The sequence below is a fragment of the Streptomyces sp. PA03-1a genome, assembly GCF_033792805.1.
In the GTDB taxonomy this organism is placed as follows: domain Bacteria; phylum Actinomycetota; class Actinomycetes; order Streptomycetales; family Streptomycetaceae; genus Actinacidiphila.
Window position 1 is genome coordinate 1 of record NZ_JARAVO010000095.1, and the last position, 25,192, is coordinate 25,192.

The window sequence follows — 25,192 nt, forward strand, 5'->3', positions numbered from 1 at the left end:
GTCCCGCCCGCATGGACACGGCGCTCGGCGCGTGCGGTGGTCAGGTCCTGCGTTCGGCGAGTTCGGCCAACGCGTCGAAGGTGCGGACGAGGACCGCGCGCCGCCCGGCGCGGTGCTCCGGCGAGGGGGCCAGGTCGTCGATCGCCCCGTCCCAGGCGGCGAGGAAGGCCGCCTTCCACTGCCGGACCGTCGCTGCCGCGGGGAGCACCACGCCCGCCCAGCCCTGGGTGGCGATCAGGTGCAGCAGCTCCACGTTGCAGGGCACGGCCACGCCCCAGTACTCGTCGGGCTCCAGCGCCCCGGGGGCGCCGGCGACGGCGTCCTCGACCTCGCGGACCAGCCGCCCGGTGAGAACGGACAGATGGTCCGCCGCCGTGTCCTCGTCGAAGTTGCCGCTGCCCCAACCGCCCACCGTTCCTCGTTCCTCCGCTCAGGGTTCGATCAGCCCGGCCCGGATCGCGTACCGGGTGAGCTCCAGGCGGTCGCGCAGGGCCAGCTTCTGCAGGATGTTGGCACGGTGGCGCTCGACCGTCTTGGCGCTGATGAAGAGGATGTCCCCGATCTCCCTGGAGGTGTGGCCCTCGGCGACCAGCTTCAGGATCTCCTCCTCCCGGTCGGTGACGGCCCGCGCGGGCAGCGGCTCGCCGTGCCGGGCGCGTTCCAGGAGGTTGCGCACCAGCGCCGTGACCGCGCCCGGGTAGATGAACGGCTCGTCGCGCACGGCGGCGCGGCAGGCCTCCACGAGGTCCCGGTCGGCGACGGACTTCGGGACGTAGCCGCTGGCCCCGGCGCGCAGCGCCTCGAAGAAGAACTGCTCGTTGTCGTGCATCGTCAGCATGAGGATGCGCAGTCCGGGCCGCAGCCGGGACAGTTCACGGGCCGCCTGGAGTCCGGTGAGGCGGGGCATGGCGATGTCGAGGACGGCCAGGTCGAGTTCGTGGGCGCGGGCCTGCTCGATGGCCTCGGCGCCGTCCCCGGCCTCCGCGACGACGGTCAGGTCCGGTTCGTCGTCGAGGATCATCCGCACGCCGCGGCGCACCAGCGCGTGGTCGTCGGCGAGCAGGATCCGGGTCTTCGCCGCGTCGGGCACGGTCAGCGGTCCTCCTCGCGGGCGGGAACGTCGAGCCGCACCTCGGTGCCGCCGTCGGGTCCCGGACGGAGCGTGAGGCGCGCCCCGATGAGCAGGGCGCGTTCGCGCATCCCCCGGATCCCGGCGCCCTCCGGGGCGGCGCCGAGGCCCTTGCCGTCGTCGCGGACGGTCAGGCGCGCACCGGTGGCGGTGCGTTCCAGCAGGAGGTCGACCCGGCCGGCGCCCGCGTGGCGCGCGGTGTTGGTCAGGCCCTCCTGGGCCACCCGGTAGAGGACCAGCTCGGTCTGCTCGTCCAGGGCGGGCAGGTGGGGGTCGATGCGGTGGCGCACGGCCAGTGCGGGGGAGGTGAACTCGGCGGTCAGCGCCCGCAGGGCGCTGGGCAGGCCGAGTTCCTCCAGGACCCCGGGCCGCAGCCGGCGCGCGATGCGGCGGATCTCCTCCAGGCCGGCGCGGGTGGTCTCGCGGACCTGGTGCAACTCCTCGCGCAGCGGGCCGGGCGCGAGTTCGGTGACGCGCTTGAGCTGGAGCAGCACCGCGGTGAGCGTCTGCCCGACCTCGTCGTGGAGCTCCTGCGCGATGCGCTGCCGCTCGGCCTCCTGGCCGGAGAGTACGTGGGCGCTGCCGGCGGCCTGTTCGCTCTCCAGCCGGTCGAGCATGGTGTTGAAGGTCGTGATGAGTTCGGCGATCTCGCCGTGCCCGGCGGCGGACGGCCGGCGCCCGGGGCGCAGCAGGTCCGCCGCCGCCATGGCCCGGGTCAGCCGGCGCAGCGGCGCCAGCCCGACCCGGAGCAGCACGGCGTTGGCGACCAGCATCGCGACCAGGCCCGCCACGACCACCGCCGCCTCGGCCGGCAGGACGGGGGAGGAGACCGTGACCGGCCCCAGCAGCAGCATCGTCGCCACCATCAGTACGACGGCGTTGAGCAGGAAGATCCGCCAGAACAGCGACACGGCCACGGGCCTCCTCTCAGGGGAAAGCGGGAACCGGGGGACAGCGAGCATGCGGGAAGCGGACGACGGGCGCGCGGGGTCAGTCCCCGGCGACGGGGGACGGGGTGCGCTCCGGCTCGGAGCCGCTCGTAAGGGCCGCCGGGGCGCGGCGCCCGGCCAGTGCCCGGGCCAGCGGCTCGGTGTAGCGGGCCGTCAGGGGGCCGAAGACGACCAGCAGCAGCACATACGCCGTGGCCAGCGGGCCCAGCGCGGGCTCGATGCCGGCCGTGACCCCCAGCCCCGCGATGACGATGGAGAACTCGCCCCGCGCCACGAGCGCGCCGCCCGCCCGCCACCTGCCGCGCACCGCGACCCCGGCGCGGCGCGCCGCCCAGTAACCGGTGGCGATCTTGGTGAGCGCGGTGACGACCGCGAGCGCCAGCGCCGGCAGCAGGACCGGCGGGATGCTGGCCGGGTCGGTGTGCAGACCGAAGAAGACGAAGAACACGGCCGCGAACAGGTCCCGCAGCGGGCTCAGCAACGAATGGGCGCCCTCGGCGACCTCCCCGGACAGCGCGATGCCGACCAGGAACGCGCCCACCGCCGCCGACACCTGCAACTGCTGGGCGATGCCCGCCACCAGCAGCGTCAGGCCCAGCACGACGAGCAGCAGCTTCTCCGGGTCGTCGCTGGAGACGAACCGGGAGATCACGCGCCCGAAGCGGACCGCGACCAGCAGCACCAGGCCCGCGGCACCCAGCGCCACGGCCAGCGTCACGCTGCCCGCCGCCCAGCCGACCCCGGCCAGCAGGGCGGTGAGGATCGGCAGGTACACCGCCATCGCCAGGTCCTCCAGGACCAGGATGCTCAGGATCACCGGCGTCTCGCGGTTGCCGAGCCGCCCGAGGTCGCCCAGCACCTTCGCGATGACCCCGGAGGAGGAGATCCAGGTGACGCCCGCCAGCACCACCGCGGCCACCGGGCCCCAGCCGAGCAGCAGCGCCGCGACCGCGCCGGGCAGGGCGTTGAGCGCGATGTCGACCAGGCCCGACGGGTACTGCGTCCGCAGGTTCCCGATCAGATCGCTCGCGGTGTACTCCAGGCCGAGCATCAACAGCAGCAGGATGACGCCGATCTCGGCGCCGATCGCCACGAACTCCTCGCTGGTGCCCAGCGGCAGGATCCCGCCCTCGCCGAAGGCGAGCCCGGCCAGCAGGTAGAGGGGGATGGGGGAGAAGCGCAACCGCCCGGCGACCCTGCCCAGCAGGCCGAGACCGAGGATGATGGCGCCGAATTCGATGAGGAAGACCGCGGAGTGCAAGGACTCACTCCCGCCCGAGTATCGCGGCGGCGGCCTCGACACCCTCACGGGTGCCGATGACGATCATCGTGTCGCCGCCGGCCAGGCGGAAGTCCGGTGCGGGGGAGGGGATCGCGTCCGCCCTGCGCAGCACGGCGACGATGGAGGCGCCGGTGTCCGTGCGCATCCGCGTCTCGCCGAGCAGGCGGCCGTTCCAGTACGAGGTGACGGGCAGTTCGATGCGCTCGGCGACCAGACCGAGGTCGGTCGTGTGCAGCAGGTTCGGGCTGTGGTGCGTCGGCATCAGCGCGTCGATCAGCGACGTCGCCTCGGGCCCGGTCAGCCGCAGCGACTGCGCGCACGCGTCCGGGTCGTCGGCCCGGTACACGTTCACCGTCCGCGATCCGTCGCGGTGGGCGACCACCGACAGATGACGCCGGTCCCGCGTGGTGAGGTCGTACCGGACACCGATGCCCGGCAATGGTGTCGTGCTCATCCGCGGAGCAGGCACAGCTCGGTTCCCTTCACGGACGGCGTGCCGCCGCCCGGTTGCTCGTCCGTTTCGCCCCCCGTGGATCCTCATCCTTTCATCCGGGCGAACCGGGCCGATATGGGTGCTGACACCCATCGAGGGCCCGGTGTGACGGTTCCCACACCCGGAACGGAAAAGGCCGGGAGAACCGGTGCCTTACCTGAGCGCAGCCTTATGTGTTCTTGAAGATCCGCCCCCGACCGGCGAGTTCTCCGCCACGGGCGCCTAGGGTCGCAGTGCCCGGCACACCACGTTCGGACGTGCCCGGTGGAGTTCCCGTCGTCCGGAGGTACCCCGCGCATGAGTTCCCACAGGAAACGACACCGCGCCCGCCGCGCCCCCTCGGCGCGGTCCTGGCCGCTGGCCGCCGCGGTGGCGACGGTCGCCGCGGGCGCCCTGGTCGGGGTCGGTGCGCAGTACGGGAACAACGGCGGCAAGGACGAGGCCTCGCTGGCGGCCGGCGACCGGGAGGCCGACGACCCCCTCGCGTCCGACGCGCGCCCGGAGACCGCGAGCCCGAGCCCGACGACCGCGAGCCCCAGCGCCTCCGCCACCCCGACCCGTACGGTGGCCCCGTCACCGGCCTCGACGACGGTCGCGGCGCAGCCCTCGCGGTCCGACGCCGACGACTCGGTGGTCGAGGAGATCGTCCGGCTGGTCAACGAGGAGCGCGCCTCCGCCGGATGCCGCCCGGTGACGCTGGAGGACCGGCTCACCGAGGCCGCCCAGGACTACACGGACGTGATGGCCCGCTCGGGCGAGCTCTCCCACACCGGGCCCGACGGGTCCACCATGGCCGGGCGCGTCGAGGCGGCCGGGTACCAGTGGTCGGCCCTCGGCGAGAACATAGCCGTGGGCCAGCGGACCGCCGCCGCCGTGATGGACGCCTGGATGCACAGCGAGGGGCACCGGGCGAACATCCTCAACTGCACCTTCGAACAGATCGGAGTCGGCGTGAACACGTCGTCCAACGGTCCCTGGTGGACCCAGGACTTCGGCACGCCCCGCTGAACCGCCGACCGGCCGGTCAGCTGGGGCGGCCGGTCGGCCTCAGGCCGGGTGCGGGTGACGCCTCGCGCGTCGGGCCGCTTTCCTTCCCCCCACAGGCGGCCCGCCGGCGAGCCCGAGCGTCACCCGTACCCTCGTACCGCCCAGCGGGCCCCTGGTGATCTCCATGCCGCCGCCGCAGGCGGCCGCCGCCCGCTGCACGATGTCCAGGCCGAGGCCGGTGGAGCCGCCGACGCTCACCCCGCGGGCCCGGGCGGTGTCCGGGTCGCTGATCCCCGGCCCCGCGTCGTCCACCGTGAGCAGCACCGTCCGGGCGGCGGTCCGCTCCACCGTCACCGACAGCGCGGTGCCCTGCGGGGTGTGCCGGAACACGTTGCCGATCAACGCGTCGACGACCGCCGCGAGGTCGTCCTCGCCGAGCGGGACCGCGGTCGCCTCCGCGGTCGCCTCCAGCCGGCACTCGCGCTCCTGCTGCGCCGCCAGGACGGACCAGAACTCGACCCGGCCGCGCACCACGGCCGACGCGTCGCACTCCTGCGCGCGGCCCGGGCGCTCGGGCGAGGCCGACAGCGGCGTGCGGGCCGCGTCGATGATCGAGTCCAGCTCGCTCTCCAGGTGCGCGATCGCGGCCTCCAGGTCCTCGCCCCGGTAGCCGGGAACCTGCGCGGCGATCCGCTCGGCCTCCAACTGCAACCGGGTCAGCGGGGTCCGCAGGCGGTGCGAGAGGTCGGCGACCAGTTCCCGTTCCGTGGCGAGCAGTTCGACGACCCGGTCGGCCATCGTGTTGAAGGCCACCCCGGCCTCCTGCAGCTCCGGCGGCCCCTTGGGCTCCACCCGGATGCCCAGTTCCCCCGCGCCGAGCGAGCGCGAGGCGCGGGACAGACTCTGGGACGCGCGCACCACGCGCGCGCCCAGCCGGTCGGCGACCAGCACCGACCCCGCCACCAGGCCCAGCGCCAGCAACGCCATCATCGCCCAGGACGCCTTCACCCCCCGGTCCAGGTCGGCCCGGGGGACGAAGGCCTCCACCACCGCCACCCGGTCCCGGGCCAGGATCACCGGCTGGAGGTAGACCCAGCCGGCGGAGGTGTCCGTGGCCACGGTCCGCCGTCCGTCCGCCGCCCGGTCCAGGGCCTCCTGGGAGGCGTGCACCTTCCCGACGACCTGCCCGTCGGGCAGCCGCACGCTCAGGTGGTCCCCCGAGTCCAGCCCGGCCACCGCCTGCTGGACGTCCGCGGGCCGCGTGGTGAGGGCGAGCACCGGCGCCAGCGCCGCGGCCCGCTGCTCGGCGACCGTGGTCGCCCGCGAACGGGCCTCGGACTGCACCAGCAGCGCCAGCGGGATCAGGAAGGACAGCGCCACCATCGACGTCACCGCCAGCGCCACCCCGGCCAGGGCGCGTCTCATCGCGGCGTCACCAGCTTGATGCCGACGCCCCGCACGGTGTGCAGGTAGCGGGGTTGCGAGGCCCGCTCGCCCAGCTTGCGGCGCAGCGCCGACAGATGGACGTCGATCGTCTGGTCCTCCACGTAAGCCTGCTGCCACACGTCCGCCAGGATGCGGCTGCGCGGCACCACGCGGTCCACGTGCTCCGCCAGGTAGGCCAGCAGGTCGAACTCCCGGCGCGTCAGCCGCAGTTCCCGCCCGTCGTGGTACGCCACCCGGGCCGGTACGTCGATCAGCAGACCGCCCACCCGCAGCGCGCCGGCCGCGCCCTCCGGGGCCGGGCCCTGCGGCTGCGCCGGCGCCATCGCCGAACGGCGCAGCACCGCCGTCAGACGGGCCACCAACTGGCCCCCGGAGAACGGCTTCACCAGGTAGTCGTCGGCGCCCGCGTTCAGCAGCCTGATCACCTCGCTGTCGTCGTCGCGCGCGGTCGTGACGAGGACCGGGACCCGTGAGATGCCGCGCAGCATCCGCAGCACGTCCACCCCGTCCAGGTCCGGCAGCCCGAGGTCGAGCACCACGGCGTCCGGGGGGCGCTGCGCGGCCTGCCGCAACGCCTCGAAGCCGTAGGCCGAGCTGTGCACCATGTGGCCGTGCGCGGTCAGCACCTCGACCAGCCGCGCGCGTATCGCGGGGTCGTCCTCGACCAGGAGTACGGATGCCATGTGGAGGGACAGTAGCCGGTCGGGAAAGATGGCGGCGTGCCCCGGTACCTGCGCTACGTCGTCATATGGCTCTCGTGCACCGCGGTCAGCGTGACCGCGGTCATGCTGACGGTGGGCTTCGTGGTGGGCTCGACACGCCCGACGCCGCCCGTCGCGCGGGACATCCCCGAGAGCGCGCTCGCCGGCGGCAGCCCGTCCCCCGCGCGGCCCTCGCCGTCGCGGTCCGCGCCGGTGTCCCCCGCCGCGAAGCGCACCGAGGCCTGGCCGCCCTGGGACTGGAGGGTGTGGACCCCGGCCCCGCCGGACCCGCAGTCGACGGGCGTGGCGGACCGGCGGCGCCGGGGTCCACACCCTCCAGTCCCAGGGCGGCCAGGCCTCGGTGCGCTTCGGCGAGGACGCCGTGTGCCTGGTGTCCGCCGTGCCCGCCAGCGGGTTCACCGTCTCCACCCGGCGTGACGGGGCGCAGCAGCTGACGGTGACCTTCTCCGGCGACCGGCACCGCTCCGAGATCGTCGCCACCACGACCCCGCAGAGCAAGGCGACCATCCGCGAGGTGTCCTGGTGACCGGGCGCGGACGGCGACGGGGTACCGGGCGCCATGCGTTTCGACTTCGATCCCGCCCCAGGCCGAGACGATCCGGGCAAACGCCGGGGCCCTGTTCGTCCGTCGGGAACGCCTCCGCGACCCGGACGTAACGCCGACGACATGTCATGAACCATGAACCTCTGCTGACGCGGATTGCTGGAGCGATAAGGTCATACGTATGCCATCCGAGTCGCAGCCCTCGAACCGTCTGTTCCCGCCACGCCTGCCCGCCGGCCGCTTGGGTGTTGCAGTCGTTGCCGAGCTCGTCGACCTCATCGTGACGGGCCAGTTGAAGGAAGGCGCGTTGCTGCCCCCGGAGGGTCCGCTGAGCGAACACTTCGGCGTGAGTCGCACGGTGCTGCGTGAGTCGGTGAAGCGGCTCGAGGAGAAGGGCCTGGTGATCGTTTCCCAGGGGCGTGGCACCCAGGTGCGGGCGCCGGGGTACTGGAACATGCTCGATCCGGTGGTGCTGTCCGCGTTGATCGACAACGACGCGACGCTCGGTGTCCTCGACGAGCTGACGATCGTGCGGGCGAGCCTCGAGTCGGCGATGGCGGGAGCGGTGGCCACTTCCCGCAGCGCAGATGGGTTGAGGAGGCTGGAGAACGCGTTGACCACGATGCGCGAAAGCGAGTCCGAGACGGACTCCTTCCGTCAGGCGGACGTGGTGTTCCACTACGCGCTCATGGAGATCTCCGGCAACCGCCTGGCGGAGAACATCGCCAAGCATCTGTACAAGCGCGCCACGGAGTCCAGCCGCTACCAGGGCATCGACCCCCCTGACGCGGTCGCACTGACCCTGAAGGAACACGCGGCGATCGTCGACGCCATCTCAAGGAAGGACGTCGCCGCGGCCCAGAAGGCGATGCACGACCACATCCACACCTCGTGGGAGCGTCGTCGGCTGCCCGACCACGCGCCACGGGCGCGCGGCCGGGCGATCGATCAGAAGAGCGAGTAGACGTCGGCAGCGTTGCCGCCGAACACACGCGCGCGTTCCGCGGCGGAAAGCCCGTCGAGCAGGGCTTCCAGAGCGGACTTCCAGGGCGCCGCACCCCCGCCGAGCTCAGCCAGCGGCCAGTCGGAGCCGTAGAGCAGACGCTCGGGGCCGAAGGATCCCAGGGCGATCGCCACCGGGTCGGCGAGATCGGCCGCACGCCATGATCCGGGGGCGAGTCCCGACGTGAGTCCCGAGACCTTCGCGACGACGTTCGGTTGCCGCGCGAGCTCCCGCAGCCGCGACGCCCACGTGCTCCTGTCCTGCCCGGGCCCGGGCGGACCGCCCAGGTGGTCGAGCACGAAGCGGAGTCCGCCGTGGCGCGCGGCCAGGCGCGTTGCCTGAGGGAGCTGCCACTCACGCACGACGAGGTCGAAGCACAGGCCCTCACGCTCGAGTACCGCGAGGCCCGCGCCGACCTCCTCGCGCAGCATCCACTCCGGGTCCGGGTCGATGTGGGCCAGATGCCGCACCCCGACGACGGGGACGGCGGCGTCCTTGCGGATCCGGTCAAGCTGAGGTCCGACCTCCGCCGCGAGGTCGACCCACGCGACGAGGCCGGCGACGGCGGACGAGTCCAGCCCGGCGAGCCGGATGCTCTCCTCGAGGCTGTTGCTCGACTGCACGACCACGGCACCGTCGAGTCCGGTCGAGGCCAGCATCCCGCTCAGATCCCAGGCGCCGAAGTCGCGGGCGATCGGCGCCATGGTCTCCGCGTCGATCCAGTCCTGCGGGTCCACGGCCCGGTCCCACAGGTGCACATGGGCGTCGATGCCGGCCGTCATGCGAGGTGCCACACTTCCTCGACGGGCTGCCACAGCGCCCCGGGATCACGCTCCTCGGCGATTCTCACCTGGCACGGGTCGGTGTGCGTCCACCATTCCTGCGACACCGGGTCCTCGGCGATCCGACGCATGTCCGCCTCGTGGTCCTCGCCGACGTACTCGTAGTAGGCGAACAGGATGTCGCCGAAGATGAAGATGCTGTAGTTGCGCACGTTGCACTCGGTGAGCTTTCGCTCGACGCCCGGCCACACGGCACGGTGCAGGGCGAGGTACTCCTCGCGCTTCTCGGGCCGCACACCCACGACGAGGGCCCTGCGCTCGGGTCGACGGGTCACGAGGTTCGGCCTCCGCTGGACAACGGGTCGTCCATCACGTCCGGCTCGGCCACCATCCGCAGGGCGGCGCGTTCGGGCCGGATGTGCGGTCCGGTCGCCGCGGGCAGGAGCGCCGCGGCGCCGGCCGGTGACATCCGGGACTCGTCCACCATGATCCCGATGCCCGGGCGATCGCCCAGGACGATGCCTCCGTCGTCGAACTGCTGGTCGACGTCGAGACCGACGGGGAAGTGAAGGTCCTGGACTTCGAAGGTCAGCAGGTTCGGCACGGCGGCGGCGGCGTGCGCCACCGGGTTCGCGTTGTACGCGACGGGGCTCACCGGCAGGTCGTGGGCGTGCGCGAGCGTTGCGACGCGCAGGAAGTGGGTGATCCCCCACACGTTGCCGACCTGCACGATGTCGACCGCGTTGGCGTCCAGCAGGGGACGGTACTGCTCCAGTCCGGTGAGGTTCTCGCCGGTCGCGATCGCCGCGCGCACCTTCCCACGCAGCGTGGCCATGCCGGCCGCATCCCAGCGGCGGAGCGGTTCCTCCACCCAGGTGAGGTCCATGCGCTCCTCGATGGCCGCGACGTACCGGGCCGCCTGGGCGTGGTTCCACGACTCGTTGGCGTCGAACATGAGCCCCGGCCGGCGGGAGTTGCGGCTGAGGACATCGCGCATGATCTCCAGCCGGGGCAGGTCGCGGTCGAGGTCGCGGCCGCCCTTGAGCTTGCCGGCCTTGAACCCGCGGTCCGCGAACCGGCCGTAGAGGAGGACGAGTTCCTCGTCGGTCAGGCCGTACTCGAGACCGGACGCATAGCCCGGGACAAAGCGCTCGCGGGCGCCGAGGGTCCGCCAGAGCGGCTCGTCGGCGGCCTTGGCCTTGATGTCCCAGAGGGCCATGTCGACCGCCCCGATGGTGCCGAAGGTGGATCCTGAGTGACCGGCCTTGAACACCCAGTCGAGCATGCGGTCGTAGAGCGCCACGACCGAGCGCGGGTCGTCGCCCTCGATCGCGGGGAAGACACGGGCGATGTCGGCGTGGGCCCCGAGGCCCACTCCCTCGATTCCGCTGTCGGTCTCGATGATGAGGACGGGGACCGGCGTGGCGTGGCCGGGCTGGACACCGTTGACGTCCCCGGTGATTCTGCCCCAGTCGTGAACGGTGCTCAGACTGCGGTACCCGGTGATCTTCATCGGCGGTGGTTCTCCTTGCAGGTGCGAGTGGTCATTCCTTGGTTCCTCCAGCGGTCATGCCTGCGACCAGGAATCGCTGGGAGAACAGGAAGACGACCAGGACGGGCAGGATCGACACGATCGTCCCCAGCGCCAGGGTGGGCAGCTGGACGGAGTCGGATCCCGCGGAGCTGGGATTGAAAGCCGGGGTCGACGCCAGGAGCGAGGTGAGCCCGACCTGGATCGGGTAGCCGTCGCTCGAGGGCAGCATCACGAACGGGAGGAAGAAGTTGTTCCAGTTCTGTACGAAGCTGAAGAACGCCACCAGGGCGACGATCGGGGCGGCCAGCGGAAGGGCGACCCGGGTGAAGACCTGGAACCCGGTGCAGCCGTCGATGCGCGCGGCGGCGAGGATGTCACGAGGGATGCTGGTCGAGAAGTAGATGTAGGTGAGATAGACGCCGAACGGGAAGAACGACATCGGAAGGATCACCGACAGCGGGCTCCCGATCAGGCCGACGCTGTTCAGTTCGAGGAAGATCGGCAGCACCAGTGCGGTGTTGGGGATCAGCATGACGACGAGCGTCAGCACCAGCAGCGCCTGCCGGAGCCTGAACTCCGTGAGCGCGAGCGCGTAGCCGGCGGGGATGCTCACGAGGAGCGTGATCACCAGAGCGCCGATCGCGTACAGCGCGGAGTTCCCGATCCAGGTCGTCACCGCACCGTCCTGGAAGTCGAACAACTGGTGCCAGTTGGCGACAAGGTCCGACCACGACCCGATCGAGAACGGGTCCGCGACGACGAGCGTCTTCGAGGACTTCGTCACCGCGAGCAGCAGCCAGACGATCGGGACGGCGAAGAACAGGACGAAGACGACGAGCAGGACGCCTGCGATGGACCGCCCGCTCCACCCGCTGAGGCTTGGCCGGCGGCGTCCGGCGGAGAGTGCTGCCATGGTCATTCCTTCTCGAACAGGCCGCCGCGGGTCACGAACACCCAGGACAGCAGGAGTGCGACGACCAGCAGGATCAGCGAGATCGCGGCCGCGCCGTTGAAGTCGTTCTGCTGGAAGGCGTACTGGTAGGCCAGCTGGTTGAGCGAGTAGTCGTTGGGCACCACCGCGTTGCTGGCCTGGCTGAGCAACTGCGGCTCGACGAACAGCTGGGTGCCGGCCGCGAGCGACATGACGCCCATGTAGGCGACCCATTTGCGCAGCATCGGAAGCTGGATCCGCAGCGCGATCTGGACGGCGTTCGCACCGTCGATGCGGGCGGCCTCGATCACGTCGGTGCTGATGTTGTTGAGGGCGCCGTACATGATGAGGATCCATCCGCCGGCTCCGGTCCAGAACGCGATGATCGCGAAGATCGCCGGAAGGTGGCCGGGCTGGATCACCTGCACGAAGCTCTCGAACCCCATCGCCTTGAGCAGACCGCTGACGGGGCTGGCGGTCGGATCGAGGACGAAGAGCCACAACAGGACGCTGGACGCGCCCGCGAGCGCGCCGGGCAGGTAGTAAACGAAGCGCAGGGTCGTGCTCACCCACCGCACGCCGATGGCGTGGACCACCAGCGCCAGGCCGACGACGAAGACGACCAGCCCAAGGAGCCAGATGACGAGGTAGGTGGTCACGTGGAACACGGCCGGCCAGAACCGGAAGTCGCCGACGACCGTGGTGAAGTTGTCGAAGCCCGCGAATCCGCCGTCGGCGTTCGTGAAGGCCAGGAACAGCGCGTAGAGCGACGGCACGATCCCGAAGACGACGGTGAGCAACGCGTAGGGCGAGACGAAGAGATAGCCGATCGGACTGCGAGCGAAGGCGCGGCCGGCCGCCCGGCCGCCGCCCCGGCCCGGCCGCCGACGCCCTGAGGCGTCGACGGCCGGCTGGCCACTCGGAGGAGCCAGGGTCATATCAGTTCACCTTGTATCCGTTGACCTTGGCCTGGTTCTCGATGGCCGTCTGCCAGTCCGGCAGCAGGTCCACGATCGACTTTCCGCCCGTGACCCCCGGGGTGATCGTCTTCGCCCAGATCGCCTCCTGGCTGAACATGGGGTAGCCCCAGCCGTCCCAGACCTGCGACGCCGCGGTCACCACCGGCTGCAGCGGGGTGGCGTAGTACTTGCTCGCCTCCTGCTTGGCGACCCACTTCTGTGCGGCCGGCGCGTAGGCCGGGTAACCCGGTGCGACATCGACCTGGTACTCGTCGGCGGTGGTGACGAACTGCAGGAACTTCTCGGCGGCCTTGAGGTTCTTCGAATGGCTGGAGACGAACCAGGTTCCGCCACCCACATTGCCCGTCACCGCCCCGCTCTCGCCCTTCCACGGCAGCGGCGCGGCGACGCCGAGCTGCCCGGCCGGCACGTTGAGCGACTGGGGGTTGTTGAATATCGCGCCGGCATACCAGGCCGGACCCGGCATCATCAGCACCTTGCCCGAGTACTTCTTCAGGAACTCGGGGGTGAACACGCTGACCACCGGCACGGTCCCGTTGTCGCGGAGGGTGTCGAGCAGCGAGGCGGCCCGTTTGCACTCGGTCGAGTCGGTCTTCACCGTGAGGGACTTGGGGCCGGGCACGTCATTGGCCTGGCACTTGCTCCCCCACATGAACACCTCGGGCGTCCAGGCGTCGCCGGCCGTCCCGACGATGTAGCCGGGGTGCTCCTTGGCGACCTTCTCGCCGAGCGCCTGGTACTCCTCCCACGTGGTGGGGACGGCGTAGCCGAACTTGTCGAGCAGGGACTTGTTGTACCAGAGCACCGCCTGGGCGAGGTCGTTGCGCAGGCAGTACACGCGGCCTTCCACCGTGCAGGGGTTGAGCGAGCCTTCGGTGAAGTTGCCGAGCGTGTCCTTCGGGACCAGGCCCTTGTCCAGCACGGCCGCGAAGGCCTGCTTGCCGTTGCTCTTCTGGCTGGCCCATGCCGCGTCGTTGTTCTGGCTGGAGAAGACGACGTCGGGCCAGCCGCTGCCGGCGCGGTCGAAGAGCTGCATCTTCGTCCGGAAGGAGTTGGACCCGTTGGCCGCCCCGTCATAGGTGACGACCTTGATCTTGGTGTCCGGGTTCGCCGTCTGGAACGCCTTCACGGCAGCCTGTCGGTCCGCGTCCACCCAGACGGTGATCGTCGAGGAGGCCTCCTGCTTGGCTTCGGGAAACCCGTACGCCCCGTTCGCCGAGCTGCCTTCACCGCCGCAACCAGCGAGGGTCAGGAGCGCCGTTGCGGCGCACAACACGGCGACGGTCGACGCCTTACGGCGCGAACGCACCACAGAGTGGATTCCGACCATGGGATGTCCTTGTCTTGTCGACTTCGTTGACGACTCCGCGCCTGGACTGTAGGGCATACGTATGATGTTTGTCACGAGCTTGAGGTGCATCGTCTTGAGGGGTGGGCGTCGACGGTTGTCCCGTTCGGCAACTCGGCGGCACCGACGTGTGATTGCGTCGCCCACCGATTCGGGGACGCGGCCGATCACCAGGACCGTGTTCGGGGCGTCCCTCGGACATGACGGAGAGAAGTGGGCCGTGGTCCGGCCGCTGCTGCCCACCCCGACGGGTTGCACGGCCGGGGTGGGCAGCCGGAGGCGTACGGCCACCGGGCGATACCGGACGCGATCGGCCACCTCGTCGACAACGCCATCACGTGCGGGCGGGGCCCCGCGACCTCCGGCCGTGGGACCGGGTCAGTGCATTCTTCCCCCGCCGGCGCGACCTCGGTCCGCCGCAGGGGGTGGCGGTCACCGCCGCGGCCACCGGCGACCGCGCCGCCGCCCAGGTCCTGATCGACGGTCAGGCGGCCGCCGACGCCTCCAGAGCGCCTCGATGCCGAGCCGGCCGGCCCTGTGGCAACGTTGCTGCCCGCACCGCTTCTCGCGGGAGCGTTGTCACCACCGACGGGCGTGCGAAAGCCTCATCGGCCGAGCCAGCCACCGTCGACCGGCAGGATGGTCCCGGAGACATAGCGCGCGGCGTCCGACGCCAGGAACACAGCGGCGCCCGCGATGTCCTCCGCCGTTCCCCACCGCCCCGCCGGGATCCGCTCCAGGATCGCGCGGGACCGGTCGGGGTCGTCCTGAAGCGCCTGGGTGTTGTCGGTCGCGATGTAGCCCGGGGCGATGCCGTTGACGGTCACACCGCGTCCTGCCCACTCGTTGGAGAGCGCCCGGATCAGGCCCGCCACGCCGGACTTGGCCGCCGCGTAGCCCGGCACGTTGATCCCGCCCTGGAACGAGAGCAGCGAGGCGGTGAAGACGATGCGTCCGTGCCGTGCCTCCAGCATCCGCCGCCCGAGAACCTGGCTGAGCACGAACGTGCTGGTGAGGTCGACTTCGAGCACTTCGTCGAACCATTCCACGGGGTGCTCGGCGGCGGGAGCGCGGCGGATGGTGCCGGCGTTGTTGACCAGGATGTCCACCAGGCGCTCGCCTGCGGCGAGTTCCTCCGCGAACCCGGTCACCTGCCGCCGGTCCGTGAAGTCGACGCGGTGTCCCGAGAACTCACGGCCGAGCCGGCGCACGCGGTCGCCGATCGCCGATGACGCCGGATCGAGGGTGGCGGAGACTCCGACGATGTCGGCACCGGCAGCCGCCAGGGCCTCGGCGACGGCGAACCCGATGCCACGCTTGGCCCCCGTCACGACAGCGAGGCGCCCGGTCAGGTCGAACGGGTTCATGACGCGCTCACCTCGACGAGCAGCTTCATCGCCTGCCCGGCCTCGAGGACACCGAAGGCCGCTTCGACCTCCCTCAGGGGCACGATGCCCGTGATGAGCTTCTCGGCCGGGATGGCGCCCTCGGCCAGGAGCTCGATGGCGCGCTCGAAGTCGTGGCGCTGGTAGACCCGCGCACCGAGCAACCTCAGCTCCCGCCAGAACACGCGGTGCAGGTCGACGGGCCGCGGTTGCGAGTGGATGGCCACCACCACGAGCGTGCCACGGACCTTCGCCAGGCCGGTGGCGCCGAGCACGGCCGCGGCCGAGCCGGAGACTTCGAACACGACGTCCGCTCCGGCGCCGTCCGTCCACTCCTCCACCCAGGCGACCTGGTCGACCGACGAGGGGTCCAGCGTCGTCAGCCCCATCTCCTCGGCGGCTGCCCGCCGGGTCGGGTCGATCTCGGCGATCACGACCTCGGCACCGAACGCGGCAGCGACGATCGCGATCAGGACGCCGATCGGGCCCGCACCGACAACGAACGCCTTGTCGCCCGGGCCGAGTTCCGAACGCCGTACGTCGTGTACCGCCACCGCCACGGGCTCGACGAGCGCGGCGTCCCGCAGCGAGATCCCCGCGGGCAGCCGCACGAGTGTCGACGCCGGTACGTTCCAGTACTCCTGGAGGGCTCCGGGGCTGTCGATGCCGATGAAGTCCAGGTTCTGGCATATGTGCTCGTTCCCCGCACGGCAGGCCGGACAAGTGCCGTCCCAGGCCAGCGGCATGACCGTCACCGCATCACCCACCGACCAGCCCTCCACGCCGGGGCCGAGGGCGACGACCGTGCCCGACATCTCGTGTCCGATCGTCGCCGACTCGCCGACCCGACCGTCCATGTCCCCGTGGAACACGTGGAGGTCCGTGCCGCAGATCCCGACGTAGGCCACGGCGACCCGGACCTCCCCCGCACGCGGCTCAGCAGGTTCCCGCTCCTCGACCGTCATCGTGCGCGCGCCTGTGTAACGTGCCGTCAACATGCCGATCGGCTCCTCCTCGCTCTGTCGCGGGCCGCACCGGCCCACAGCCCGCGCAGCCTAACAGTAAACATCATACGTATGCTGTCGCTGTGACATTCGACCCTGTGACCAGCAAGCCACCGACGCGCGACCGCGCATCCACGGAACGGACGCTGCCGACCCGAGGACTGCGAACCGGGCACCAGCTCACGGAGTTGGGCCTGGGCGCAGCCCAGTTCGGCAACCTCTTCACCCAGACGACCGACGACGAGTCGCAACGCGCCGTCGCAGCCGCGGCCGAGGAAGGGATCCGCTACTTCGACACCGCGCCGCACTACGGCCTCGGGCTGTCCGAACGCCGCCTGGGGGAGGCCCTGCACGCGGCCGCCCGGCCGGGTGTGGTCATCTCCTCGAAGGTCGGGCGCCTGCTCGTGGACAGCCCTGACACGAGTCACCTGCTCGACGACGACGGGTTCGTCGTGCCGGCGACGAAGAAGCGGGTCTGGGACTTCAGCCGCGACGGGATCCTTCGTTCCGTGGAGGAGTCACTGGCGCGGCTCGGGACGGACCGGCTCGACATCGCCTACCTGCACGATCCGGACGACCACTGGGAGCAGGCATCGTCGAGCGGGATCGCCGCCCTGGCCGAGCTCCGGGACCAGGGCGTCGTCGGCGCCATCGGCGCCGGCATGAACCAGGCGGCGATGCCGGCCGAGTTCGTGAGGCGGACCGACGTCGACGTGGTGATGGTCGCCGGGCGGTTCACCCTTCTCGACCAATCGGCGCTGGACGACCTGTTGCCCGTCGCCGTCGCCCGCGGTGTCGGCGTCGTCGCGGCGGCGGTCTACAACTCCGGACTGCTGAGCACCAAGGCCGTGGACGGCTCGGCACCCTACGACTACGGGGCGGCGCCGCGGGCCGTCGTCGAACGCGCCGCCCGCATCGCCGCCGTCTGCGAGCGGCACGGCGTGGAGCTTCCCGCGGCCGCCGTCCAGTACCCGTTGCGCCATCCCGCGGTCGTCTCGGTGGTGACGGGGATGCGCACTCAGGAACACGTGCGAAGCAATGTCGCGCGGTACCGGGCGGTGATCCCGGAGGCGCTGTGGGAGGAGCTGCACGTCACAGGGCTCGTCCCGGACCCGATGCGGACACGCTAGTCCTCCGGGATTCCAAGTCATACGTCACATGAATCTTGTTGCAAACATCATACGTATGCTAACTCTGTGTCGGGCATCAACGCCCCTATCACAGGAAGCGATCGAACATGACATCGACGTCAGACTCGACACGCTCGGTGAGCAGACGATGGAGGCGCAGGGCAGGCGCCCTCGCGGCGCTCGGCGCCGGCGCCCTCATCGCATCAGCGCTCATTCCCCTCCAAGCGCAAGCCGCGCCCCGGACGGAGTACTTCGCAGCGCCGGACGGCAAGGACGCCGGACACTGCAGCCGGTCGCAGCCGTGCTCGCTGGAGCGGGCGCAGCATGTCGTCGGCCCGGCCACCAAGCACGGTGACGTGACCGTCCAGCTTGCCGACGGCACCTACCGGCTTTCCGAGCCCCTCCGGTTCGGACCCGGCGACGACGGCGGCGACCACACCGTCGAATGGGCCGCCGCCCCGGGCGCCCACCCCGTCATCACAGGCGCCTCGAAGGTCACCGGCTGGTCCAAGTCCGGGGCAGGGTCGGGCATCTGGGAGGCGGACACCCCCAGCGGCCTGGACACCCGCCAGCTCTACGTGAACGGCGTGATCGCCCCTCGCGCCGCCATCCGTCTGGCCAACGCGGACGTCACTCCCACCGCGACCGGTCTCACCATCAAGAACCCGGCCCTGAGCTACCTCGCCACGCTCCCCGACCAGGGGCGCATCGAGTTCGAGTCCCTCGGCGACTTCACGAACCGCTACTCGCCGGTCAAGAGCATCAGTGCCACCGAGATCACGATGGCCCAGCCGGCGTGGGACAACAACACCTGGGGCTGGGACACCGTCCAGAACTCGTTCCTGGCCGGTCCGAGCTGGTACCTCGACAACTCGCTGAGCTTCCTGACCCAGGTCGGCCAGTGGTACATAGATCCGAGTGCCGGGAAGCTCTACTACAAGCCGGCGGACGGGGTCGACCCCAACCGGCTCGACATCGAGCTGCCCCGCATGGAGTCGCTGGTCAGCATCGGCGGGACGTACGACAAGCCGGTGACCGGACTTGCCTTCAAGGGCATCCAGTTCTCCGGAACCTCCTGGCTCGGCCCCTCGACCGACGGGTACGCGGACCAGCAGAACGGCCTCTTCATCAAGGGCGCCTACGACTACCGCCCCGCCGACGCCTTCACCAGCTGCTCGCGCGGCTGCGAGATGTTCGAACGGGCGCGCACCAGCTGGTACCAGGAGCCCGCCGCGGTGCAGGTCTCCGCCGCCAGCCGCATCTCGTTCACCGGCAACACGTTCACCAACCTCGGCCAGTCGGCGCTGGGCATCGGGAACGACGCCAACGCCACGGTGACCGGTGTCGGGCTGGGCGCCGGCGACATCGAGGTGGTCGGCAACCGGTTCACGGAGAACAGCGGCCACGGCGTCGCGGTCGGCGGCGTGCTGCCCGACGCGCACCACCCGAGCGACCCGAGGATGACCAACCACGACATCCTGATATCCGACAACACGATCAATCGCGTGGCGGTCGACTACAAGGACAACAGCGGCATCCTCAGCACCTACGTCACGGGCGCCCGCATCCTGCACAACGAGGTCTCCAACGTCCCCTACGACGGCATCGACACGGGCTACGGCTGGGGCATCAACGACGCCGGGGGCTCGAACGACTACGTCGACCGCGGCTACTACAAGTGGAACACGCAGTACACGACGCCGACGACGCTCAAGGACAACCGCGTCGAGGGCAACCTCGTGCACAACACCAAGGCGCGCTTCGCCGACGGCGGATCGGTCTACAACCTCTCCGCCAGCCCGGGAAGCGTGGTCGCCAGGAACTACCTGTTCAACATCTCGGGAGTCGGCCTCTACCTCGACGAGGGCTCGCGCTCGATGACCTACGAGAACAACGTGGTCCAGGGCGGTTCCTTCCTCTTCACCAACGCGTACAGCCTCCGCAACAACACCAGCGACAACGTCATCCAGAACAACTGGTACAACTCGGGTGGCGCCTCGACGCCGAACGCCGGGGCGCACAACAACCAGCTGATCAACAACGTGAAGGTCGCCGGTGCCAACTGGCCCGCGGGCGCACGGGACGTGATCTGCCAGGCGGGTGTCGCGCCGCAGTACCGGACGTCCCTCAACGCGAACCAGTTCGGCTTCAGCGGGTGCGCGGCCGATGCACCGGTCGCACCGGGCCTGCGCACGTCCGGAGGTTCGGCCGTCAGCTCGTACTTCGGCCAGCGCGGCGGCGGATTCGGGATCGCGGCGGCCGGCGCCGACGTGTGGGGCGCCGGCGGTCAGCACGACGACCAGTTCGGCTCGATCTACCGGTCCGGCTCGATCAACGCCGACTCGAGCGTGTCCACCCGGGTCGTGTCGGTCAACGACGCCAACGCCTGGGCCAAGTCCGGGGTCATGGTCCGCAACGACATGACCAAGGCAGGGAGTTCGCCCGGGTACGCCGTCGTCGCGGTCACCGCCCGCAACGGCGTCGTGTTCGAGTGGGACGCCAACGGCGACGGGTACCTGGACACCGACGCCCGCGCCGGCGTCGACATCTACCGCCCCATCTGGGTGAAGCTCACCCGGTCGGGCACCTCGTTCAGTGCCTCGTACTCCTACGACGGCGCCAACTACGTCCCGATCGGTCAGCCCGTGACGTTGGCCTCCGCGGCGGCGCAGCAGGACGCGGGCATCTTCTCCACGTCCCACGACGTCACGCAGTCAGCGATCAACCAGTTCGACTCCGGCTCCTTCACGGCCGCAACGATGCCGTAGGTGCCGCTCACGGTGGGTCGACGACAGGCGCGGTGAGGTGTTCCGGAGCCCGTCGGCGGGCGCGCACGAGAGGACCAGAGCACCGAACGTGAACTGTCGTCGGCCATCCGGCCATCCGGCCGTGCGGGGCGGGCGTCCGCTCGCCCCGCACGGCCTTCTGGCCCGGTGCGGTGGGCCGCATCGTCCGGTCGTCGGGGGAGGTGCGCGGCCGACTCCACGTCGAGGTTCAGGGTGATGCGGCCGCTGCGCGCCTGCGGCGGAATGGGCATTTCGTACCGTTCGTGCGACGGGGACTCGTGCCGGCCGGTACCAGGCACCTTCGTGGCGGCCTCGCGTCGGGCCGGGGTGGAGGCGCCGGTTACGTTCCGCACCCGCCGAGGGGGATACTGGCGGCCATGCGTATCGACTTCGATCCCGAGGCCATGGGCCGGACCCCGTTCTACAAGCTCCTGACCTCGGTGGTCGTCCCGCGCCCCATCGCCTGGGTCTCGACGCTCAGCGAGGCGGGGACGGCCAACCTCGCCCCGCACTCCTTCTTCACCGTCGCCTGCGTCAGCCCGCCGGTCGTGCAGTTCACCTCGGTGGGGCGGAAGGACTCGCTGCGCAACATCGAGGAGACCCGGCAGTTCGTGGTCAACCTCGCGCCCGAGCACCTCTTCGAGCAGATCAACGCCACCGGCACCGACTTCCCCCGCGGCGTCAGCGAGTTCGACGCGGTCGGCATCGCCCGTGAGCCCAGCCGCGCGGTCAAGCCGCCGCGCGTCGCGGCCTCGCCCGTCGCCCTGGAGTGCGAACTGCACAGCACGGTCACCCTCGGCGACTCGACCGTGGTCTTCGGCCGCGTCGTCCACGCCGCCGTCTCCGAGGCCGTGATGTTCGAGGGCCACCCCGACGTGCGCAAGCTCCGTCCGCTGGCCCGCCTCGGCAAGGACGAATGGGGCACGACCGGCGAGGTCCTGGAGATCTCCCGCATCCGCTACGCCGACTGGCCGGGCGTCACCCAGGGCTGAGCGTCGTCCCGCCGTACGTCCGGCCCGGACCGGTCGTCCGGTCCGCGCCGTACGTCCGGTCCGGGCCCGTGGGCGTCACGGACGGCTGCGGCGGCGCAGGGACGGGTCGAGCAGTGCGGGCGGGGTGTCGAACTTCTCGTGCGGGGCGAGGTCGAGACCGGGGGCGACGATCGCGTCGATCGCGTCCAGCACGTCGGCGGAGAGCACGGTGTCCGCGGCGGCGAGGTGTGCCCGCAGGTGGTCCGGTGTGCGGGGGCCGATGATCGCGGCGGTCACGGCGGGGTGCGCCGTCACGAAGCCGAGGGCGAGCTGGACCATGGTCAGGCCGGCCTCGGCCGCGAGTGCGGCCAGCTTCTCGACGGCGTCGAGCCTGGCCCGGTTGGCGGGCAGGGCGGTGTCGAAGCGTTCCGGCAGGAATGTGGAGCGGCTGGTGGTGACCGGCCGGCCCTCGCGGACCGCGCCGGACAGCCAGCCCGAGGCCAGCGGGCTCCACGCCAGCACGCCCAGGCCGTACTCCTCGGTGACGGGCAGCACATGGGTCTCCACGGCGCGCTGCAGGATCGAGTAGCCGGGCTGTTCGGTGACGTACCGGCTCAGGTGGTGCTCGCGGGCGGCCCACTGGGCCTGCACGATGCGGTACGCGGGGAAGGTCGAGGAGCCGAAGTGGCGGATCTTGCCCGCGCGTTGCAGGTCGGTCAGGGCCGACAGGGTCTCCTCGTCGCCGGTGGCCGGGTCCCACCGGTGGACCTGGTAGAGGTCGACGTGGTCGACACCGAGCCGGCGCAGGCTGTCCTCCAGGGCCCTGGCCAGCCAGCGGCGTGAACTGCCGCGCTGGTTGCGCTCGTCGCCCATCGGCATGCCGGCCTTCGTGGCCAGCACGATGTCGTCGCGGCGGCCGGCGAGGGCCTTGCCGACCATCTCCTCCGACTCTCCGGCGCCGTACATGTCGGCGGTGTCGATGACGTTGATCCCGGCCTCGAGGGCGGCGTCGACGAGGGCGGTGGCCTCGTCCTGGGTGGTGCGCCCGATGCTGCCGAAGTTCATCGCGCCGAGCGCGAGGGAACTGACCTGCACGCCGGTGCGGCCGAGGGTGCGGTACTGCATGACCGTGTTCTCCCTTGCGGGTGGGGTGTGGTGGCTGCGTGCGGCGGAAGCGCGCACGGCTTGGTCCCGGGGCGTGCGCCCTGGCATGATGAGCAAACGGAACCTTGTTCCGCTAACGATACGGAACGACGTTCCGGTTGGCAAGGCCGGTCGTGGAAGGAGTGGCGCGGTGATGGAGGACGGCGACAAGGGCACGGGGCGGGCGCCGCGGTCCAAGCGGGCCGACGCCCGGCGCAACGAGGAGACGCTGCTCCAGGCGGCGGCCGCCGCCTTCGTCGCCTCGGGCGTGGAGGCGCCGGTGCGCGACATCGCCGCCAGGGCCGGCGTCGGGACGGGCACGATCTACCGCCACTTCCCGACCCGGGCGGATCTGATCACCGCCGTCTACCGGCACCAGGTCGACGCCTGCGCCGAGGCCGGACCCGCCCTGCTGGCCAGCAGCGCCACCCCGCACGCCGCACTGGCGCGGTGGATCGACCTGTTCGTCGACTTCCTGGTGACCAAGCACGGACTCGCCGCGGTGCTGCAGTCCGACAGCGCCGGCTTCGAGACGCTGCACGCCTCCTTCCTCGACCGCCTCGTGCCCGTGTGCGCCGGGCTGCTCGCCGCCGCCGCCGCGTCCGGCGAGATCCGCTCCGACCTGGAGGCGTACGCGCTCATGCGCGGCGTCGGCAACCTCTGCATCGGCGCGGACAGCGATCCCCGCTACGACGCGCGCCGCCTGGTCGCGCTCCTCGTCGCCGGGCTGCGCCAGGCGGACCAGGCGGACCAGGCGAACCAGGCGGACTGACCCGCCGTCAGGCGAGGCCGGCCCGGTACACCACCAGGGCGATCTGGACCCGGTTGTTCAGATCGAGCTTGGTGAGGATGTGGGACACATGTGCCTTCACCGTGGGGACGCTCATGTACAGCGACGCCGAGATCTCGGCGTTGGTCCTGCCCTGTGCCACGGCGAGCGCCACCTCCCGCTCCCGCTCCCCCAGGAGGCCGAGCAGCCGCTCCGCCTCGCCCCGGTCGTCGGGGCGCGCGGCGGTGCCCCCGCCACCGGCGGCGGTGACGGCGCCGATGAGCTGTTTGACGGCGGCCGGTGACAGGACCGGTTCGCCCGCCACGACGTTCCGCACCGCGGCGACGATCTGGGCGGGGGGCGTGTGCTTGAGGACGTAGCCCGCCGCCCCGGCCCGCAACGCCTCCAGGACGTAGCCGTCCGTGGTGAACGTGGTCAGGATCAGCACCTCGGGCGGCCGGGGCCTGCGCCGCAGTTCGGCCGTGGCGCTCAGGCCGTCCATCCGTGGCATGCGGATGTCCATCAGGACGAGGTCGGGCCGGTGCGCGTCGACCAGCGGCAGGACCTCCGTACCGTCTGCGGCCTCGGCGACCACCTCGACGTCCTGTGCCCCGGACAGCATCATGCGCAGGCCGGAGCGCACCAGCGGGTCGTCGTCCACGATCAGGACGCGGGTCACCTCGTCCATGGCAGCCAGATCTCCAGGGCGAAGTCGGTGGGGGTGAAGGTACGGCGCATGCTGCCGCCGGCCAGGACCGCCCTTTCGTTCATCCCGACCAGGCCCTGGCCGGCGCCTTCGGGACGTGCGGCGCGTTCCTGCGGCACCGGGTTGCGGGCCGTGACGGTCAGCCCCTCGCGGGCCCCGCCGGTCAGCGACAGCCGCAGCGGGCCGTCCGGCGCGTGCTTGCGGTGGTTGGTGAGGGCTTCCTGCAGGATGCGGTACGCGGCCCGGCTCGTGGTGGGGTCCATGGTGGCCAGGTCCTCCGTGTCCCGGTGCACCTCGACGGTCGCGCCGGTCGCGCGCGACTCCTCGACCAGCCGGTCCATGTCGGCCACGGCGGGCTGCGGGGGCTCGGTGTGCGCATGGACCGTGGGGGTGCGCAGGACGCGCAGCACGTCCTGGAGGTCCTCCAGGGCCTGTCCGGCGCTCTGCCGGATGACACCGGCCGCCTCCGCGACCTGGGCGGGCGACGCCGTGGGATGGAACTCCAGCGCCCCCGCGTGCACGCTGAGCAGGGTCAGCCGGTGGGCCAGCACGTCGTGCATCTCCCGGGCGATCTCCTCCCGGGCGTGCTGCCGGGCCTGCTCGGCGCGCAGGTCCGCCTCCCGCTCCGCCCGTGCGGCCCTCTCCCGCACTCCGGCGACGTACAGGCCCCAGCCGACGGCACCGCCCACGAACGCCACGGCCGACACGGCCGTGGCGGAGGTGAGGGGCCCGGTGTACGAGGTCGCGGAGAACTGCGCCGGCACGGGCAGCAGGGCCACGCCGGTGACCCGGAGCGTGGTGCGCAGGGGGCGGGTGGCGGCCACGGTGAACAGCGCCACCAGCAGCGGTACGACCACGGGCCAGACGACCGACAGCGCCACGAGGACCAGGGCCAGCGCCACCGGGTGACGCCTGCGCCAGAACAGGGCCGCGCAGGCCAGCAGCGGGATCAGCGCCGTCTGGGACGGCCGCCAGGAGATCGGCAGCAGCGAGGTGAGCAAGGCACCGCTGGACAGCTGCGGGTACACGTGCAGACCCGACTGCTGGACCCGCACGACGAAAACCGTCAGCCCGGCGGCCGCGACCACGACGCCCGCGTCCATGAGCCGCGGGTGCCCGAGCAGGGCCCGTCTCACATCGATCACGCACGCAACCGTAAACGCCGTC

General features: G+C 71.3%; 26 protein-coding genes. 7 read left to right on the forward strand and 19 right to left on the reverse strand.

Features of this window, described 5'->3' with window-relative positions; translation table 11 throughout:
• Positions 1-40: 40 nt before the first annotated feature.
• The 5 genes from PV341_RS21850 to PV341_RS21870 form a co-directional block, all read right to left on the reverse strand.
• Positions 41-412: a DUF4259 domain-containing protein gene (locus PV341_RS21850; protein ID WP_500325034.1), complete on the reverse strand. Its 372-nt coding sequence runs from the start codon at positions 410-412 to the stop codon at positions 41-43.
• A gap of 18 nt (positions 413-430) precedes the next feature.
• Entirely contained in the window at positions 431-1,090 is a 660-nt protein-coding gene (locus PV341_RS21855; protein ID WP_500358789.1) for a response regulator, read from the reverse strand.
• A 2-nt stretch (positions 1,091-1,092) separates the two neighbouring features.
• Entirely contained in the window at positions 1,093-2,040 is a 948-nt protein-coding gene (locus PV341_RS21860) for a HAMP domain-containing sensor histidine kinase (protein ID WP_500358805.1), read from the reverse strand.
• Between the two features lie 79 nt (positions 2,041-2,119).
• Positions 2,120-3,340: a cation:proton antiporter gene (locus PV341_RS21865; protein WP_500325031.1), complete on the reverse strand. Its 1,221-nt coding sequence runs from the start codon at positions 3,338-3,340 to the stop codon at positions 2,120-2,122.
• 4 nt (positions 3,341-3,344) lie between these two features.
• Positions 3,345-3,815 (reverse strand): cation:proton antiporter regulatory subunit, encoded by a 471-nt coding sequence (locus PV341_RS21870; RefSeq protein ID WP_500325029.1) that lies wholly within the window; start codon positions 3,813-3,815, stop codon positions 3,345-3,347.
• 336 nt (positions 3,816-4,151) lie between these two features.
• On the opposite strand from PV341_RS21870, the gene PV341_RS21875 reads away from it, so the two are divergent.
• Positions 4,152-4,862, forward strand: a complete 711-nt coding sequence (locus PV341_RS21875) for a CAP domain-containing protein (RefSeq protein ID WP_500358791.1) — start codon at positions 4,152-4,154, stop codon at positions 4,860-4,862.
• Between the two features lie 39 nt (positions 4,863-4,901).
• Here the strand turns inward: PV341_RS21875 and PV341_RS21880 are convergent, their stop codons facing one another.
• Genes PV341_RS21880 through PV341_RS21890 form a run of 3 tightly spaced genes read right to left on the reverse strand, consistent with a single transcriptional unit; the run spans position 4,902 to position 7,224 of the window.
• Positions 4,902-6,266: a sensor histidine kinase gene (locus PV341_RS21880; protein ID WP_500358792.1), complete on the reverse strand. Its 1,365-nt coding sequence runs from the start codon at positions 6,264-6,266 to the stop codon at positions 4,902-4,904.
• A complete protein-coding gene (locus PV341_RS21885) occupies positions 6,263-6,970 on the reverse strand; it encodes a response regulator transcription factor (RefSeq protein ID WP_500325023.1) in 708 nt (235 codons plus the stop codon). The genes PV341_RS21880 and PV341_RS21885 overlap by 4 nt, the downstream gene beginning before the upstream one ends.
• Positions 6,971-7,023: 53 nt before the next feature.
• Positions 7,024-7,224, reverse strand: coding sequence for a hypothetical protein (locus PV341_RS21890; RefSeq protein WP_500358793.1), 201 nt, complete (start codon positions 7,222-7,224; stop codon positions 7,024-7,026).
• A 125-nt stretch (positions 7,225-7,349) separates the two neighbouring features.
• Between PV341_RS21890 and PV341_RS21895 the strand changes: the two genes are divergently transcribed.
• Both PV341_RS21895 and PV341_RS21900 read left to right on the forward strand, forming a co-directional pair.
• Entirely contained in the window at positions 7,350-7,535 is a 186-nt protein-coding gene (locus PV341_RS21895) for a hypothetical protein (RefSeq protein ID WP_500358794.1), read from the forward strand.
• A 199-nt stretch (positions 7,536-7,734) separates the two neighbouring features.
• Entirely contained in the window at positions 7,735-8,517 is a 783-nt protein-coding gene (locus tag PV341_RS21900; RefSeq protein WP_500358796.1) for a FadR/GntR family transcriptional regulator, read from the forward strand.
• Here the strand turns inward: PV341_RS21900 and PV341_RS21905 are convergent.
• The 8 genes from PV341_RS21905 to PV341_RS21940 form a co-directional block, all read right to left on the reverse strand.
• Positions 8,502-9,338, reverse strand: a complete 837-nt coding sequence (locus PV341_RS21905; protein WP_500358797.1) for an amidohydrolase family protein — start codon at positions 9,336-9,338, stop codon at positions 8,502-8,504. The genes PV341_RS21900 and PV341_RS21905 overlap by 16 nt on opposite strands.
• A complete protein-coding gene (locus tag PV341_RS21910; protein WP_391579169.1) occupies positions 9,335-9,673 on the reverse strand; it encodes an L-rhamnose mutarotase in 339 nt (112 codons plus the stop codon). Before PV341_RS21910 ends, PV341_RS21905 begins: the two co-directional genes overlap by 4 nt.
• Positions 9,670-10,851 (reverse strand): mandelate racemase/muconate lactonizing enzyme family protein, encoded by a 1,182-nt coding sequence (locus tag PV341_RS21915; protein WP_500358798.1) that lies wholly within the window; start codon positions 10,849-10,851, stop codon positions 9,670-9,672. The genes PV341_RS21910 and PV341_RS21915 overlap by 4 nt, the downstream gene beginning before the upstream one ends.
• Before the next feature lie 31 nt (positions 10,852-10,882).
• Complete coding sequence (locus PV341_RS21920; RefSeq protein ID WP_500325014.1) at positions 10,883-11,785, reverse strand: carbohydrate ABC transporter permease; 903 nt, start codon at positions 11,783-11,785, stop codon at positions 10,883-10,885.
• 2 nt (positions 11,786-11,787) lie between these two features.
• On the reverse strand, positions 11,788-12,741 hold the full coding sequence (locus PV341_RS21925; protein WP_500325012.1) for a carbohydrate ABC transporter permease: 954 nt from the start codon (positions 12,739-12,741) through the stop codon (positions 11,788-11,790).
• Position 12,742: 1 nt separating this feature from the next.
• Positions 12,743-14,113 carry an ABC transporter substrate-binding protein gene (locus tag PV341_RS21930; RefSeq protein WP_500325010.1) on the reverse strand — a complete coding sequence of 457 codons (1,371 nt, stop codon included), beginning with the start codon at positions 14,111-14,113 and terminating at the stop codon, positions 12,743-12,745.
• Positions 14,114-14,736: 623 nt separating this feature from the next.
• Positions 14,737-15,498: an SDR family oxidoreductase gene (locus PV341_RS21935; RefSeq protein WP_500325008.1), complete on the reverse strand. Its 762-nt coding sequence runs from the start codon at positions 15,496-15,498 to the stop codon at positions 14,737-14,739.
• Positions 15,495-16,514, reverse strand: coding sequence for a zinc-dependent alcohol dehydrogenase (locus PV341_RS21940; protein ID WP_500325006.1), 1,020 nt, complete (start codon positions 16,512-16,514; stop codon positions 15,495-15,497). Before PV341_RS21940 ends, PV341_RS21935 begins: the two co-directional genes overlap by 4 nt.
• Positions 16,515-16,666: 152 nt before the next feature.
• On the opposite strand from PV341_RS21940, the gene PV341_RS21945 reads away from it, so the two are divergent.
• The 3 genes from PV341_RS21945 (at position 16,667) to PV341_RS21955 (ending at position 21,428) form a co-directional block, all read left to right on the forward strand.
• Positions 16,667-17,650, forward strand: coding sequence for an aldo/keto reductase (locus PV341_RS21945; protein ID WP_500358806.1), 984 nt, complete (start codon positions 16,667-16,669; stop codon positions 17,648-17,650).
• Positions 17,651-17,757: 107 nt separating this feature from the next.
• Complete coding sequence (locus PV341_RS21950) at positions 17,758-20,418, forward strand: right-handed parallel beta-helix repeat-containing protein (protein ID WP_500358799.1); 2,661 nt, start codon at positions 17,758-17,760, stop codon at positions 20,416-20,418.
• A gap of 395 nt (positions 20,419-20,813) precedes the next feature.
• Positions 20,814-21,428, forward strand: coding sequence for a flavin reductase family protein (locus tag PV341_RS21955; protein WP_499510447.1), 615 nt, complete (start codon positions 20,814-20,816; stop codon positions 21,426-21,428).
• A gap of 75 nt (positions 21,429-21,503) precedes the next feature.
• Here PV341_RS21955 and PV341_RS21960 read toward each other — a convergent pair whose 3' ends face one another.
• A complete protein-coding gene (locus tag PV341_RS21960) occupies positions 21,504-22,532 on the reverse strand; it encodes an aldo/keto reductase (RefSeq protein ID WP_500325002.1) in 1,029 nt (342 codons plus the stop codon).
• Between the two features lie 172 nt (positions 22,533-22,704).
• Here PV341_RS21960 and PV341_RS21965 point away from each other — a divergent pair, with 172 nt between their 5' ends.
• A complete protein-coding gene (locus PV341_RS21965) occupies positions 22,705-23,322 on the forward strand; it encodes a TetR/AcrR family transcriptional regulator (protein ID WP_500325001.1) in 618 nt (205 codons plus the stop codon).
• A 7-nt stretch (positions 23,323-23,329) separates the two neighbouring features.
• Here the strand turns inward: PV341_RS21965 and PV341_RS21970 are convergent, their stop codons facing one another.
• Complete coding sequence (locus tag PV341_RS21970) at positions 23,330-24,007, reverse strand: response regulator transcription factor (RefSeq protein ID WP_500324999.1); 678 nt, start codon at positions 24,005-24,007, stop codon at positions 23,330-23,332.
• Positions 23,995-25,170 carry a sensor histidine kinase gene (locus PV341_RS21975; RefSeq protein WP_500324998.1) on the reverse strand — a complete coding sequence of 392 codons (1,176 nt, stop codon included), beginning with the start codon at positions 25,168-25,170 and terminating at the stop codon, positions 23,995-23,997. The genes PV341_RS21970 and PV341_RS21975 overlap by 13 nt, the downstream gene beginning before the upstream one ends.
• Positions 25,171-25,192: the final 22 nt, after the last annotated feature.